Annotated in this window: 13 protein-coding genes; 4 read left to right on the top strand and 9 right to left on the bottom strand. The window is 38.6% G+C overall.

Annotation, left to right across the window (positions count from 1 at the left end):
• The first annotated feature begins 124 nt into the window (after nt 1-124).
• Nucleotides 125-1,336, top strand: coding sequence for a glycosyltransferase family 2 protein (locus V6C71_01395; protein HEY9767144.1), 1,212 nt, complete (start codon nt 125-127; stop codon nt 1,334-1,336).
• A gap of 220 nt (nt 1,337-1,556) precedes the next feature.
• On the opposite strand, the gene V6C71_01390 is transcribed toward V6C71_01395, so the two are convergent.
• Nucleotides 1,557-2,864, bottom strand: coding sequence for a hypothetical protein (locus V6C71_01390; GenBank protein ID HEY9767143.1), 1,308 nt, complete (start codon nt 2,862-2,864; stop codon nt 1,557-1,559).
• A 72-nt stretch (nt 2,865-2,936) separates the two neighbouring features.
• A complete protein-coding gene (locus V6C71_01385) occupies nt 2,937-3,572 on the bottom strand; it encodes a hypothetical protein (protein ID HEY9767142.1) in 636 nt (211 codons plus the stop codon).
• A 291-nt stretch (nt 3,573-3,863) separates the two neighbouring features.
• Between V6C71_01385 and V6C71_01380 the strand changes: the two genes are divergently transcribed.
• From V6C71_01380 to V6C71_01370, 3 genes are all read left to right on the top strand, one after another.
• Entirely contained in the window at nt 3,864-4,229 is a 366-nt protein-coding gene (locus V6C71_01380; protein ID HEY9767141.1) for a DUF6464 family protein, read from the top strand.
• Nucleotides 4,230-4,558: 329 nt separating this feature from the next.
• Nucleotides 4,559-7,099 carry a TonB-dependent receptor gene (locus V6C71_01375; protein HEY9767140.1) on the top strand — a complete coding sequence of 847 codons (2,541 nt, stop codon included), beginning with the start codon at nt 4,559-4,561 and terminating at the stop codon, nt 7,097-7,099.
• Nucleotides 7,100-7,157: 58 nt separating this feature from the next.
• Nucleotides 7,158-7,520 carry a DUF1636 domain-containing protein gene (locus V6C71_01370; protein ID HEY9767139.1) on the top strand — a complete coding sequence of 121 codons (363 nt, stop codon included), beginning with the start codon at nt 7,158-7,160 and terminating at the stop codon, nt 7,518-7,520.
• A gap of 3 nt (nt 7,521-7,523) precedes the next feature.
• Here V6C71_01370 and V6C71_01365 read toward each other — a convergent pair whose 3' ends face one another.
• The 7 genes from V6C71_01365 to V6C71_01335 form a co-directional block, all read right to left on the bottom strand.
• Complete coding sequence (locus V6C71_01365) at nt 7,524-8,411, bottom strand: AraC family transcriptional regulator (GenBank protein ID HEY9767138.1); 888 nt, start codon at nt 8,409-8,411, stop codon at nt 7,524-7,526.
• A gap of 35 nt (nt 8,412-8,446) precedes the next feature.
• On the bottom strand, nt 8,447-8,809 hold the full coding sequence (locus V6C71_01360) for a four helix bundle protein (protein HEY9767137.1): 363 nt from the start codon (nt 8,807-8,809) through the stop codon (nt 8,447-8,449).
• A 164-nt stretch (nt 8,810-8,973) separates the two neighbouring features.
• Complete coding sequence (locus V6C71_01355) at nt 8,974-10,998, bottom strand: acylase (GenBank protein HEY9767136.1); 2,025 nt, start codon at nt 10,996-10,998, stop codon at nt 8,974-8,976.
• Nucleotides 10,999-11,099: 101 nt separating this feature from the next.
• Entirely contained in the window at nt 11,100-12,428 is a 1,329-nt protein-coding gene (locus V6C71_01350) for an MFS transporter (GenBank protein HEY9767135.1), read from the bottom strand.
• Between the two features lie 3 nt (nt 12,429-12,431).
• Nucleotides 12,432-13,409 carry an ABC transporter substrate-binding protein gene (locus V6C71_01345; GenBank protein HEY9767134.1) on the bottom strand — a complete coding sequence of 326 codons (978 nt, stop codon included), beginning with the start codon at nt 13,407-13,409 and terminating at the stop codon, nt 12,432-12,434.
• On the bottom strand, nt 13,406-14,209 hold the full coding sequence (locus tag V6C71_01340; GenBank protein ID HEY9767133.1) for a cupin-like domain-containing protein: 804 nt from the start codon (nt 14,207-14,209) through the stop codon (nt 13,406-13,408). The genes V6C71_01345 and V6C71_01340 overlap by 4 nt, the downstream gene beginning before the upstream one ends.
• 151 nt (nt 14,210-14,360) lie before the next feature.
• Nucleotides 14,361-15,803, bottom strand: a complete 1,443-nt coding sequence (locus V6C71_01335; GenBank protein ID HEY9767132.1) for an aspartate aminotransferase family protein — start codon at nt 15,801-15,803, stop codon at nt 14,361-14,363.
• Nucleotides 15,804-15,811 lie beyond the last annotated feature (8 nt).

Below are 15,811 nucleotides of genomic sequence, written 5' to 3'. Positions count from 1 at the left end.
ACATGATTTATCTCAGACATCTCTCCCAAATCAAAGTCGTGTCTTAAACCAAGAGCAAAAAGGCTCAATATAGTCGTAAGGTTAATATGTTATTACTAATAAGCCAGCATTTAAGATTACTCAGATGGAATTTAATAATATAGTTGAGATGATTTTTTTTACGGCAGGAATGATTATTTTGATTCCCTGTTTAATGTTTTTTTTAGAATGTTTGGCAGCTTTTATTTTGCCCGCTTCTAGTTGGGATTTAAAAGCTGAACAACCCAGAACGACTATTTTAATTCCAGCTCATAATGAAGCCGCGCAAATCAAAAATGTAGTCGAGGTGCTACTCCCACAAGTAACAGAACAAGACCAAATAATTGTTATTGCTGATAATTGCCACGACAATACCGCAGAACTGGCAAAATCAACAGGAGTAAGGGTCTTAGAAAGAGAGAATTTGATTGAGCGAGGCAAAGGATATGCTTTGGATTATGCCATACAGCAAATTAAACACGATCCTCCAGAAGTCCTGGTAATTTTAGATGGTGACTGTATTATTGAACCCAACACCATCAAAAACATTACCTGTATGGCGATCGCTACAGGCAGACCAGTACAGGCTACCTATCTGATGGAACAGCCTGAAAATCCTAGCCTCAAAGATAATATTTCGATGTTTTCTCTCAAGGTCAAAAACAAGGTGCGATTATTAGGTTTAAATCGTCTGGGTTGGCATAGTTTACTAACAGGTTCGGGAATGGCGTTTCCTTGGTTATTAATTAGCCAAGTTAGCTTGGCAGGAAGTAAAACTACCGACGATATGCAGCTGACGGTAGACTTGGCTTTGGCGGGTTCTACCCCAGTATTCTGCGAAAATGCCTTAGTAGTTGGTCGTCTGATGAAAGATAAAGATGCTCAAAGCCAGCGATCGCGCTGGGAACACGGACATTTAGAGATGATTTTGATCGAAGTTCCTCGTCTGTTGAAAGCTTTCTTAACCACTGGTAATTTTGCTGCTTTAGGATTGGCTTTAGATATTTTTATTCCGCCTCTGTCTTTGTTGGTTATGGCTTGGCTGGCTAGCGCGATCGTGGCTTGGCTAGCAGCTATAGTTATGGGAATTTCGCTCATTCCTGTAGTTATTGTCAGCATTGCGGGAATATTTTTAATCAGTGGGGTGCTGCTTGCCTGGAGTAAATTTGGACGAGGCGATCTGCCTTTGCAAAATTTAGTGGCGATTCCATTCTATGTTTTGGGAAAAATTCCCATTTATCTTAAGTTTCTGATTAAACCTCAAAGCAGATGGCTCAAAACTGAAAGAGATTTGCCGAATAAAAATCGCTCATCGTAATTTAAATTACCGCTGACCTAATTTAACTGTTTTGGAACAGCAAAATTTATGGAAGTATGAGCAAAAAAAAGCCCCCAGGTACCAAACTGGGGGAATTTTATGTAACAGAGAATATCTGTTGCATAGCTCTATCTCTTCTCTAATATGATCTATGCGATTTAGAAAAATTATGATTTCGATCACAAGTAGCTGTGATATTGCTCAAATAATAGTTGACTGCTTATACCAAGCTATTTAACAGTCCTAAACAAAAACCATAAAGCAAAAACTGAACTGCGATAATTGTGAACATACTGGCAGCTATTAGAGGATAACTATGATTCCAATTAATTTTAAAATCTTTAATTAATAAGCTCATCACCAAGATAGTTAAAATTGGTAAAGCGATCGCGCCAAACAAGGCAAAAGCTGGCAAGGAAGCTGTAATTAACTGCACAATGCCCAGAATTAAAGCTGCCAAATAAATAGTATCGGCATGATTGATTTTCAGCCCTAAATTTAACCAGGAAGCGATCGCAATGCCTAACCCAGCAAATAGAGTATTTAAACCCAGATTAATGGGGTTAGTGTAAATCCCCCAGTCAAGGTTGGCATTCAATCGAGCTTCTTTTTGGTAGCTTTCAGCTGGCCAATTAAAGGCAATAAGATCGGCAGCTAATAGTTTAGGCGATCGCTGTTCTTGCCCTGTAGTGTAAACACATCCTACCTTGATATTGCCTGGCTGCTGAGCATTTTTCTGTTGTGCTTCAACTACATAGATATGAGGCCAAACTTTTTCACCATAGCTAGATATTACTGGAGTCTGTTGCGGAGCAATAAGATTAGTCGATATTCCTGCTTTGAAATTAGCATATCTTTCACAACCATAGGTAGCGACAGTTTCCGTTACCTCAGTTAGCGGAAAAATACTTCGAGGCGATCGCGCTATCCTCTTTCCTGCCAAATTAACCGCCAAACTACAGTAATCAACTGAACCAATCGTATTGTTACACAGAGCAGGAATTTGTTCAGAAGCTACAGTATTAGAATTATTGCTCACAATGCCTAAAACGAGCAAGATTACCGTAGCTATTGTCCATACCACAGGCAGGATAAACTTTTTGACTACCTGTGGGAGTAAAAATTTTGTCTCAGCAAGTTCGTCTGGCTGCTTATTCTTAGCTAAATTAACCTTAGCTGGCTTGAAGCTATATCCTGTACTGTAACTCTTAGCTTTTTTGTGAGTAGCATTTGTAGTGTTTTTGACAGCCACAGCGTTGAATTCTGCTAATGTTGCAGAACTATCAAAACAGTAGCGACTCAGCCAAATAGCCATTATTCGTCGTCGATCGTCATCTAATTCGGTGATTTGTTTAAACCACTTTTGCACTACCATAGATAAATTTTTGAGATCGGGGATTGTAGCGTGTTGGAAATAACTGTCTAAAATTGGCAATAGGCGATCCTGATTCTTCTCAGACAAGTTATGGAAAAACTTTACCAGACGCATTATTTCTTTTTCAGGGGGAATGATCTCGCTGGTAAGCAATTTTTTATTGGTAATCCAACAGTATTGAGCCAAATTGCGTTCGCCAAGCGCGACGCGAAGCGCGACACGAAGTTAGTCCTTTAGGGCAAAAGTGCGGTCTTGGGGCGGCGGCTTTTGAGTGGGAAGCTTCCCACTCAAAACGCGCCTTGGCTTTCCCCCATGAGCAACTTTTGTAAGAAGCGAGTCCTTTAGGGTATCCGAAGGGTAATCGCCTGAATTAGGTAATTCAGTAGCAACTTCTAAATTAGTTAAATTGTCGGCAAAGGTATTTATTGTTTCTTCTTTGAGGGGAGTTCCATGAACCATTCCCTGATTCTGTAGCAAGCCTGTATCGCCAGTACTATCTTCGACGCTTAAGTTTTCCATTAACAACTTAGGAACATCTATTTCAGTATCTAGATTGTCAGTACTGTCAAGAGTAGCTTCACTTTCTGAATTGATTTGCGTGGGTAATTCCACAAAAGTTTGCCAGTCTGGTTCTAGCTTACCTAACTGACGACAGTAGAGCCAGACCGCATCAAGAGAATCGAGCTTTAAAGATGCGATCGCATCAGCTACCTTTGACTCTAACATAATGTAATCTGGCTGATAATCTGCTTTGCGGTTGACATAGATGTGTAGTCGATCTTCGTGAACAATGACTTGAAACCGCAAGTTTTTATTACCACAGACACTTTTTAAGGCTTTGACAATTAATTCTCGATCCATAACCACACAACCAAAACATCGCAGTATTGAGTTTATGATTCCCCAAAATGTTATTTAAACGATATCTAACGGCTAAAATAACCGTTAAGCACCTTTTTCGTAGCTGGTGGCTAGATCGGGAAATACACTGCATGATGTACTTAACAGCGGTGGTGAATTGGTAACAATTCAGTTCAGTAGCAGTCGTATAAATGTGATTTTAACTTTGCCTCAATGTTCATCAATTGCTGCCGTTAAAACCACGGAACACGTTACTATTTTTCAATAAAGTTGAGACTTTAATTTGTATTCATGTTGAGCGAGAAAAACTTATTACCTACAGAAATTATTCTCACCCCTACTAGTCATTGCATTGGCAAGCTTAATCTTAATCGTCGGCTTCAGCCTGGTAATTATTTAGACTTTGAGGGGAAAACTTACGCTATTCTTGAGCGTCATCATTTCTATCAATATCGCGTCGGAGGCTATCGCTTTGATAAAGCCACTCTCCATGTTCAAGAATCTAAAAGACCTGAAGAAACTACTCAAATAGGCGAGCGCCAGATAATAGGCAATGCTAATTGTCGCTTCAACGCTCGTTCAGAAATTATGCGTTGTGCTGTTAATCCAGAAGGTCCGTGTCAAGGATGTCGTTATTTTGAACCAGTTGACAGATAATTTGGTATTGGTTAATTAGGGCTGGATTTTTTAGCTTAGCTGCGATCGCCCGCTTGAGATTGTTTGTAAATTACATTTTTTTGGCTAATAAAAGATGTTCCAAAGCGATCGCGCCAGAATTTTCTTTCACTGCGCGTTGAAAGTCTTATCCTTTTGAGGCGCAAAATATTACTTTTGAGGCGCAAACTCTGCGTAAAAACTGCTAGCAATTGATGTATTCTGAATTACTTGAGAATCATTTTTATTAGTATTCAGGGGCAAGAGTGAAATTACATCATCAATTTAAGTTTTGGAATAATAGTTTATTGTTTTTTTTAAGTGTTCTGACTATGATATGTGCGCTGTCTGAGCGAGCCGTAGCAGCTAAAAACCAAGAAAAAATTAATCATAATAATTTGCAAAAAAGAGATTTGATTCAGGCAAAGGAGGGAGACTGGGAGACAAAAAAAAGCGATCGCCATTCTATCAAGCCAATTTCTAATTTAATTGCGCAAGGCATTACTAGAGTTACGGGGGTACAGATTAATCAAACTGAGTCAGAGTTGGAGTTAATTTTACAAACCGCAGCAGGAGAACAAAAATTAGTTCCGTTAATTTTGCCTGAAGGGAATAATTTAGTCATCGATCTTTTAGATGCAACTCTGGCTTTACCAGCAGGGGATGAATTCAAACAAAGCAATCCCGCACCAGGAATTAGAGAAATTACAGTTACTCAGATAGATGAAAGTAATGTTCGTTTAACCATTACAGGAGAAAACCAGGCACCAAGCGCGGAAGTAGTACCATCATCGCAAAATTTAGTTTTAAATATTACACCAGAAGCTACAGCACAACAAACACCCGATGAAGAGATAGAAGTCATTGCTACGGGAGAAGGAGAGGAAGAAGATGACGATTATACTGTTCCCGAAGCTACTACAGCCACTCGCACCGATACACCTTTAAAAGATATACCCCAGTCAATTCAAGTTGTACCGCAACAAGTGATTGAAGATCAACAAGCCAACCGACTAGAAGATGCACTACGGAATGTCAGTGGAGTTAGTACGGGGGATAGTTTTGGTGGTACGGCAGAAAGATTTGTCATTCGCGGTTTTGCTCAAGACACCACTTTGATTAATGGATTTCGCCAGACTGCTTTTGGACAAGGATTGCCTAGTGCAGAAAGATTAGAGCGGATTGAAGTCTTAAAAGGGCCTGCCTCAATTTTATATGGTAATCTCGAACCTGGTGGCGTAATTAATTTAGTGACGAAAAAGCCTTTATCAGAACCTTTTGCCGAAACGAAAATAGAATTGGGTAACTTTGGTTTATTTCAATCTAGTTTTGATTTCTCCGATGCGATCGATTCCGAGCAAAACTTACTCTATCGTCTGAATGCTGCTTTTGAAGTCAATAATGGTTTCCGTGATTTTGACCAAGATGCAACTCGTTTATCTCTTGCACCAACTATTAGCTGGCAAATCGGCAAGAACACTGATTTACTCATAGATTTCAGCTATATTAACCAAGCTAACCCCTTCGATCGCGGTATTGTAGCTATTGATGATGGTGTTGCCGATATTCCCTTCGATCGCATTTTCCAACAGCCCGATGATGAATATGAATTAGAACAGTTGAGTGCTAGTTATCAATTAGAACATCGTTTTAGCGATAAATGGAAACTTCGTAATAGTTTTCGCTTGGTTTCTGGAGATACATCTGATTTTCGTCTTGATTCTGTATTGATTGACGATTCGGGGATTTTAGAAAGGGGATTTCGCCGTAATGAAGATATTCGAGAAAACTATAGCTTACAAACCAATGTAGTTGGAGAATTTGCGACAGGAAAAGTCGAACATCAGCTTTTAGTCGGTGTGGATTTAGACCGCACCACTAGTGTGGGAAGACAGGGAAGACTACCAGACGACCCCATATTTTTAATTGATGTCTTTACCCAAGAAGCAGATCCCGTTCCGAATATCGAACCTGAAGATTTAACTTCATTTGTGCGAGACGAGAATATTCGTGCGGATTTAATTGGTATTTATTTACAAGACCAAATCTCTCTTTCAGAACAATTCAAGTTTTTGGCTGGCGGACGTTTAGATATTTACGATCAAGAATCAATTGATTTTACCGAAAATCTAACTTCCGAACAGTCTCAAGAAAAATTTAGTCCTCGCCTTGGTATAGTTTATCAACCGATCGCGCCTATTTCTCTTTATGCCAGCTACAGCACTTCCTTTAATCCCGATCCGTTTAATTCCACTACCGTTGCTGGTGATGTCCTCGAACCTTCTACTGGTAATCAATACGAACTTGGAGTTAAAGGAGAATTTCTGAATCAAAAACTTACTAGTACCTTGGCTTTCTATCAAATCGAGCGCAATAATTTTGCTACTATCGATCCCGATAACACAGATTTTAGTATTGCTGCGGGAGAAGTTCGCAGTCGCGGAATTGAATTAGATGTTGCAGGAGAAATCTTACCTGGTTGGAATGTTATTGCTGCTTATGCTTATACCGATGCCGAGATTACCGAAGATAATGAATTTCCTGTGGGAAATAAATTAGCAAACGTCCCCGAAAATAGCGCGAGTCTCTGGACGAGTTATCAAATTCAGCAGGGAAGCTTACAGGGTTTAGGTGTAGGTGCAGGGGTCTTTTTTGTTGGCGATCGCCAAGGAGATTTAGATAATACTTTTACTCTACCTAGTTATGTCCGTACCGATGCTGCTCTTTTCTATCGTCAAGACAATTGGCAAGCTAATCTTAACTTTCAAAACCTCTTCGACGTTGACTATATTAGGTCGAGTGAAACCTTTAGAGAAGCAGTTAGACCAGGCGATCCTTTTACGGTAATTGGTTCGGTTTCAGTGGAATTTTGAGGATCAAAAATAACCAAAACCAGCAGCTAAGTAATTAAAAAAACGAGAAATTCTTGTCATGTCAAAACCCGTCTTGTTCGTCTGTAAATCTTGTAATACTACTTCTAACCAGGATTCAGAACTATCTGAAGGTGCTTGCCTGTTAGATAGACTAAACGAACTGAATGATGAAGATAAATTTGTTATTCAAGCCGTAGGATGCCTGTGGATGTGCGAACAAGCCTGTGTCGTTGCACTTTCTGCAAGCGATCGATTTACCTATTTATTTACTGACTTACCCGTTCGAGAAAGTCCTGAAGCTTTGCTTGAGGTTGCAAATTTTTATCTCGATCGCCAAGGTGAATCTATTCCTTATAAAAAATTTCCTCAAGTACTTAAATCAGCAAATATCGCCCGTATTCCCCCAATTAAGCCATCTTAATAGCTAATAGATAGTTAAATTACCTAGCGATCGCCGAGCAAATACTTTAGGATTAATGCCAAATTTTTTTCTAAATGCAGTGGCAAAACGACTTTGGCTGGCATAACCTACTTTTTTGGCTACCTGACCAACATTCAATTCTCGCTGTTGTAAAAGCTGTCTGGCATATTCCATGCGTTGTTGATAGAGGTAACCAAATACCGTTGTGCCGAATAGTTGACGAAAACCGCGTTTAAGGCTGCACTCATTTAAGCCAATTTCTTGAGCTAAGTCGGTTAAAGAAGGGGGATGATCTAAGCGATCGCCTAAAATTTGTTGAGCTAGATAAAGGCGATCGCGATCTTCTGATTTCAGAGAATATTGGTTTGATCGATTATCGTCTTTCATCTGAGCTAATTGTAACGCCATTAGCTCCCAGACTTTACTTTCTAAATACATCCGTGCGATCGCACCTCGATAGGGACAGTTTAAGATTTGTTGTAATGCCACCTGCATCTGGGGCGTAATCGAGCCAGAATCTACGAAACAGGGTTGTTCTGTTTGAAATAATTTGTTCCAGTTCACATCAATATCTCGATCGTCTTCTCCCCAGAAATCGACGACTAATTCGGGTTCGATGTGCATACTTACACTCATAACTGGGTGTTGCTGGAGTTGCTCCCACTCTCCAGACACCGCCAAACCACTAGCGCAAAATGTAGTTTGTCCTGCACCCATAAAACCGTCTCGATCGCAGTTTTGTCTGCTAATTTGAAAACACATCTCGAATCGATTAAGGCTATCGCTAAGCGGAGGCAGAGCCTCATCGCACTTTGGGATGTTCCAGCGATCGTGCAGTTGATAATGTTCGATACTTAATTCTAATCCAGGTCGTAATTTAACATTTAACATTTAACATTTAGCATTTATCATTTAGCATGGCTAATTTATGATTTGCTGTTGATTCTGGTATTTTTTAAGATTGAAAATAATATTTTGGCTATTTCATCTGCATCCTGATAGATACTATTGAAAGATTTGATGTCTATATATCCAGTATCTTTTAATAAAGATAGCCAATATTTTGTTTCTAAAGTCTCTTTATAAGCTATAGAAATTTTAGCAGAAAAGTCGGCAGAAGAAATTGCCCCATTAGCTTCGGCAACGTTTGCACCGATAGATGTACCACTTTTTAATAATTGCTTAGATAAAACAAACTCCTTTCTTTCTTTAATTAAATACTTATAAGCATTAACAATTCTAATAGCAAACTGATAAGCCTTATCATAAGTTACATTATTTTTATCCATCCCCAAATACTTAATGTTCAATGTTCAATGTTCAATGTTTAATGTTTAATGTTCAATGTTCAATGTTCAATGTTCAATGTTCAATGTTCAATGTTTAATGTTCAATGTTCAATGTTCAATGTTCAATGTTCAATGTTCAATGTTCAATGTTCAATGTTCAATGTTTAATGTTCAATGTTCAATGAATGAGCTTCGACTTCTTGGCGCGATCGCCAGATGGGACGCAATTGTTTTTGAGTAAATAACTTTAATTGCTCGTCAGAATTAGTAGAGTTTGGTTGAGTAGCATTACCATAGGTAGTTAGTGCCATTGCCTTGACTGGTTGGGAAAACTCAATGGCAGCGACGAAAGAATCTCCATCAAAGGCTTGAAAATGTTTGGAGTCTTCCATCGGCATAAAATTAACTACTCGAAAAATACCTAAGTACCCTGGGCCACCATTAGCGGGTAAATTTACATTACCGTAGTTAAGCCGAAACACTTCACCCCAGGGAACATCTATTGCGCCATAGTCTTGTTCGATCTTGGTGGCTACAGCTAAGAGTGTTGCTACTGCTTGCTGAGGATTGGCTAAACCATCGGGGGTAGTAAGAGGAGAGTTTTTTTGCCAAGGTTGACTGAACAAGGTATCAAAGTCAGTTTCTTCTAACCAAGCAGCGAATAATACTGCCCCTTGACTATCGGCATTAGTTTGCCGATCCCATTTTTCCAGTATATCGGCTACTTTTACAGCCAATGGACTAGCTTCTTGACGTAATGCAGGGAGTAAATCGTCGAGGAGACGATCCGCAATTTCCATGCGAGTTGAATGTTTATCGGCAATCATTTCTGCCAGAGAAATTTTATCATCTTCTGCTAACATACGAGTCGAACGCTGCGATCGCAAATTCATTTCTTGGGGTGCTATGTAAGGAGGATAATCTTCAGGTGCAATAGCACTGGGAAAAGTAGTTGTCCAGGGAGGATCGTTAGCATTTTGTAGCCAACCGCTGGTCGGATCGACAATACGAGGTAAATCTTGATAGGGATGGATTTTAGTCCACAAAGTATCTGAGGTATCACCCGGAATAATACCTGACCAATATTCAAAATCTCCTCGATCGCGAATAGGAACTTGACCGTTAAATAGGTGCATAATATGCCCCTCGCGATCGGCATACATGACAGTAAACATGGGCAGCTGTAGACGTTTAAGTGCTGTTTCAAACTGCTTAAAGTTATTAGCTTTTGCCATATCCCACCATTGCTCTAATACTCCAGGACGATCTAAACCGACAACTCTTAAAGCTAGAGCTTTTCCTGGTTCTTGCTTGATTACCGCACCATGAATAGAGCTTTGTATAACAAGTTGTTCTGATTGTAATGTGCCATCTTGTTGTTTGACTTTAATTTCAGCGGTTTTCTGTTCAAAATCTCGCACTTGACCATCAAATAGATATCCCTTGCCCGATCGCGTTAATTCATAAAGATCCCAACCATCGAAAGTATTGACGGTATGAGTCCAACCAAGATTATTATTAAAAGCGATCGCCAAAACGGGAATACCTACCAAAGTTGCGCCATAGGCATCCATACCAGGTGCGGTAATTTGTGCTTCATACCAGAGAAATAAATCTGACCAAGGCAAATGAGGGTTAGCCAGTAGCATGGCATTGCCACTAGCCGAATGAGAAGGCGCGATCGCCCAACCGTTAGAACCTTTAAAATGCTTCTGTTCTTGACCAAGATTTGTAACGGTTTCTGGGTCTACGACAAAGGTAAAATTAAGTACTCGTTGAACGTGGGCGAGAACATCTTCTCCCGTTACTGGTAAGACTACTTTCACTTCATCGTCAATTAATTCGGGATGTTCCTGGGCATAAATATTAATTCCAGCAGCAAAGGCATCTAAATAGCTGCGAAAAGTAGCATTTTGTTGCTTGTACCAAGTTGTTGCCCGTTGGGGAATACCCATGGTGACAACCCATCGATCGGACTCTAAATAGTCTTCTCCCCAATATTCGGCAGCCCTGCCTCTAGCTTGACCATAAAGACGTAGAATTAAGTTGCCGTGGCTGTGCATTTGCGCCCAACCGAAGGCTTGAAAGGTACTTTGATTATCAATCCCATAAACATGAGGCACGCCGTAATTATCCCAAAGAATCTCGGTATTGTTCTTACTCAGTAAATTGGTTTGTCCGATCGTCAAAACGATCAATAAACTAATTAGAAAAAAAGCTGACTTTACATTTAACATTTAACATTTAGAAAGATTTAAAAAATTTACTCATAAAATTTGTCTTTATTTTGTTACCCAGTCTCTAAATCTGCATCAGGTAGTATCGTCTCAATATCTCGCAGTTGAGTCAAGGTGTATCCGCCTAAACCTAGAATTACGCCAAACATGGCAAATAAAGTGTATTGCACTGCCATTCCCGAACCTAAACCAGTGCCAAATAAACTACCTAATATAGGTGCTAAACTACCTCCAGGCATCATCGCTGGTTCAAAAACACGATCGGCTAAAAATCCTGTCATTGCTAAAGCAATCGGGACAGAAATTTGGGTCATTAAAAAGCGGGCTGCAAATACTCTGCCTTGGATTTGGGGGGGTACTTTTGCTAGCCAAATCGAAAGTTCTGAACTACCGATAATGGGCCAAAATAAAGCAGCAAAGAAGGTAGTAATTAGCCACAGAGGAGGTAGATTACTCAAGCCAAAGGCGATCGCACTGGTAAAGGTCAAGATTGTCCCAAGTAAGAAACCGTGAATACGACGCTGAAAACCGCCCCAGATACTTAATAAGATACCGCCGATCGCACCTCCAATGGCCGTGGCAGTATGAACGCTGGCAAAAATAGCTGTATTGTTGCCACTACGGGCTAAAATCATTGGCGATTCGATTCCAGACATAACGCGATCGATGAAATAGAAAATAATTAGAAAAATTACCATTATTAGCAGACTTTTGCGTTTGATGATGTAGCGAAACCCAAAGGTCAAATTTTGCCATAAATTATTATTTTCAGGTGAATTAGTGTTAGTAACTGGTTGTGGTATTTTAACTAAAGATAATGAATAAATTGCGACGAAAAAAGTAATTAAATCGATCGCCATAATGCCTTGCAGCCCGATTACATAATATAGTCCTCCTGCTAAGGCTGGAGCAAGAATATTTGCCCCAAATCCACTGACATAATCATTTAACACTGTTGCTCTTGTATAGTGTTGTTTCGGTACTAGTAAAGATAGGGAAGATGAATAAGCTAAATCTTGAAAGTAACCAAATAACCCGTTGATAGCAGCCGTAACATATAAATGCCAAATTTCTAAACGATTAGTTAATAAAAGTACGAGTAAAAAAATGGTAGAAATACAAGAAGCAGTATCGCCAAAAAACATTAAAAACTTACGATTATAACGATCTACAATTGCACCAGCAAAAATAGCAGCAATAATACTCGGTATTTTGGCAAATAACAAAATTAAAGACAATGGAGTGGCTTTGCCTGTAATTTCCCAAGCCCAAATTGTAATGGCAAAATCAGTTATTTCTGAACCTAAAATAGAAATTAGTTGACCAATCCAAAGAATAATAAACGGACGAAGATTTGCAGGTAAATTATTTAGTGGGTTCAAAATTTAGTTATTGAGTAAATATTTAAATAAATCGTCAATTACGGCATTAGCAGCTAAAGGGCCATAACCAATCCAATAGTCTGGGACCTGATAAACTTTTCCTTGTTTAACTGCATTTAATTGTAACCATAAAGGATCGGATTTAAATTGTTCTAAACTATTCTCTATTCGTTCTGCTTTACTGTAATAATCATCGCCATAAGCCCAGTAAAAAATTACATCGGCATCTGCTTCACTAATTAATTCTTGACTAATTAGCTGTTGTCCTCCTCCTTGTCTTTGTAATGGAGGACGAGATAAACCCGCATCGGTTAAAATTGAACCAGAAAAAGAATCTGGTTGATAAAAAGCAATTCCTTGAGGATAAATACGAATCACCGAAACTGTTAGTGGCTTACCTTTTTTATTGATTTCTGCTTTAAATTGTTTGAGTCTGGCGTAATAATTAGCAATAATTTTTTCTGCTGCTTCTGGTTTACCTAACGCCTCAGCATAAACTTTTAAATTGGGCTGCCAGCTATTACTAGGATTATCTTCAGTAACAATAATCGGAGCAATTTGAGATAGCTGGGAGTAAATATTTTCCGTATCCCAATCTAAAATTAAATCGGGTTTTAGTAGTAAAACTTTTTCTAAGTTAGGTTCGCCAAAAGAACCCAAAATTTCAACATTAGCTAATTGTTTACTTAAAAAATCTGGTTGTCGATCGCGATCGCCATTTAAAGTCGTCCCGACTGGTTTGACATTTAAAGCTAAAATACTTTCTAAGGCTTTCCCATGTAAAGTTACTATTCTTTGAGGATTAAGAGGAACTTTTATTTGCGCGATCGCATCTTTGACTATTCGATATTCTGCTGTTGATAATGATGCTAATTTAGAGGTGGTTGTCTCTGGTGAATTATTACTACAGGCTATCATGATTAATGTGCTAACCAGCATCATTGTCAGTAATTTTAAAATGCGCTGAATAGATAATTTCATTTAACTAAATTTAAACAGTTTCTAAACATTGGATTATCTTCATTCCAGTATTGACTTATTTTTTTAGTAAATGCCCACATATTGAGATTAATTGCAGTAGTAATTGCTCTGGCTTGATGCCACCAAAAAACAGGAATAAATAGAATTTCTCCTGGTTCTAAAATAGCTTCTATACAAGATGCTTGAGCAAATAAGGGATACTTTACTAAATCTGGATTTTGAGGATCGATAGGGCTAGACCATAATTCGCGATCAATTTTGACAGGATAAAGAAATCGGTGTTGTTCGGGGGAGAATAATAAAAATGTTTTTTTACCATAAATTTGAGCATTTAAGTTTTGATAATTGTCATTATGAATTGTTGACTTTTGATTAGCTGCGCCAATCCAAAGCTGTAGATCGTTCCTGGTACTATCAGTAAAATATTGAGGAAAATCAAAATCTTTAATAATTGGTTCGACAATCATTTTAATTTCAGGATCGTTAAGGAGAATATTACCAAAATATGGTGGTCTTTTATTTAAGCGATCGCAATTTAAAATCAGGTCGATATATTCAGAAAAACGTAGAAATCTTGGTTGATTGTCTTCGCCAAAAAATACATCAATTTCATTGTCACTGGCTCTTAAAGGTACTGTGAGATCGCCAAACATATGTTTGAAACTTTTTATAGTCCAATTAGCACAAGCTTGCCATTGATTAGCAACTCCAGTGATAATAACTGGTTGGTTTTGAATTATATAGCGATTGAATTCTTTATTTGTTGGTCGATTAATTCGTTCGATTGGTTTGATTTTCATTTTGATTATCTGGTTTTTTCCAAATTGAATTGAGTATTATTTATCCGCAGATGAACACAGATAAACGCAGATATAGTTTCTAATTTATTGCTTTTGATTTGGAGCTGAGCTTAAATAGGTTGAAGGTTTGGTAAACACAGTTCAAGGGATTTTAAAGTAAATTTGCTTGTCGTAATTGTTTTAAACTATCTTCAATTGACTCAATTACATAATTAAGTTCTACATCTGTATGGGCAGTAGATAAACAACCACTACCAGCCCGAATTAGTACGCCTTTATAGAGTAAATGATAGGACAATAAATCGATGCCCCGACTAACTGAATCAGAGCTAGATGATGGGGCAGAATTGGTATCTAAAACTGCGTCAAAACAAGAACCAAAATTAGCTATCTTAATCGGTAATTGGAAACTAGCAAAACAATTATTTAATTCTCTAGCAAATTGCGTAGTGCGATCGCCTAACTGTATTTGTAATGTATTTCCTTGGGCTTTAAGATACTCTAAAATTGCCTTAGCAGCAGCTAAAGATAGAGGATGTTTGCAATAAGTACCAGCAAAAAAAGTAGTTTGTACTCTTGGAGAAGAATCATCGCCATAATGCCACATTCCCCCATCAATTTTATCCATATAGGCAGCTTTCCCCGCAATTACGCCAATCGGTAAGCCACCACCAACAATTTTGCCATAGGTAGCAATGTCTGCTTGTACGTCAAACCAAGCTTGCGCACCTCCTTGATGAACGCGAAAACCCGTGACCATTTCGTCAAAAATCAGCACAATTCCTAATTCTGCGGTTAATTTACGCAATTGTTGGAGAAATTCGCGGGGTTGCAAGTCAGGACGACAACTTTGTACGGGTTCGACCAAAATAGCAGCTAATTCTGGATGATGATTTTTAATTATTTCCAGGGAATCATAATTTCCATAATCTAAAACTAGAGTATCTCCCACAACACCATCAGGAATACCATCGGCTTTAGCGACTGTTTGTAAATTGCCGTTAATTTGTTTAATATCGACTAAAGTAGCATCAGAATGTCCGTGATAAGAACCAGAAAAGATCGCTATTTTGTTACGCTTAGTAGCAGCCCTAGCAATACGAATCGCTGTCATTACTGCTTCTGTGCCAGTATTACTAAAGGTAACTCTCTCCATACCAGTTAATTCGGAAATTAACTGGGCAACTTCTCCCGCTAGTTGAGTTTGTACGCCGATTTCGATACCCCGATCTAATTGTTCGATCAGAGCTTGCTTAATAAAAGACGGATTATGTCCTAAAAGATTAATCCCAAACCCCATAATTAAATCTATATATTCATTGCCATCTACATCCCAAATTTTTGAACCAAAAGACTTTTTAGCCACAATGGGATAGCACATTTCTTTAAGGGGTAAACTAAACCCTGCTGCAACCCTGGGATCGGCTAAGGTCGGGCGAAAAGCTTGGGCTAGTTGTTTTGAAGTTTTAGTGCGATCGCAATATTCAGCGATGAATTTTTCTAAATAAACCTCCTCAATATTAGTTGGTAGTTGTTGGTAAATTTCTTTTCCCGATGCAGTTTGTGTTACCGAAGAACTATTTTTTTTCAGCATAGTTTAAT

It is taken from the genome of Coleofasciculaceae cyanobacterium (genome assembly GCA_036703275.1).
In the GTDB taxonomy this organism is placed as follows: Bacteria; Cyanobacteriota; Cyanobacteriia; order Cyanobacteriales; family Xenococcaceae; genus Waterburya.
The sequence above is the reverse complement of the archived record's forward strand: the minus strand, read 5'-3'. Positions and strand labels throughout refer to the sequence as shown.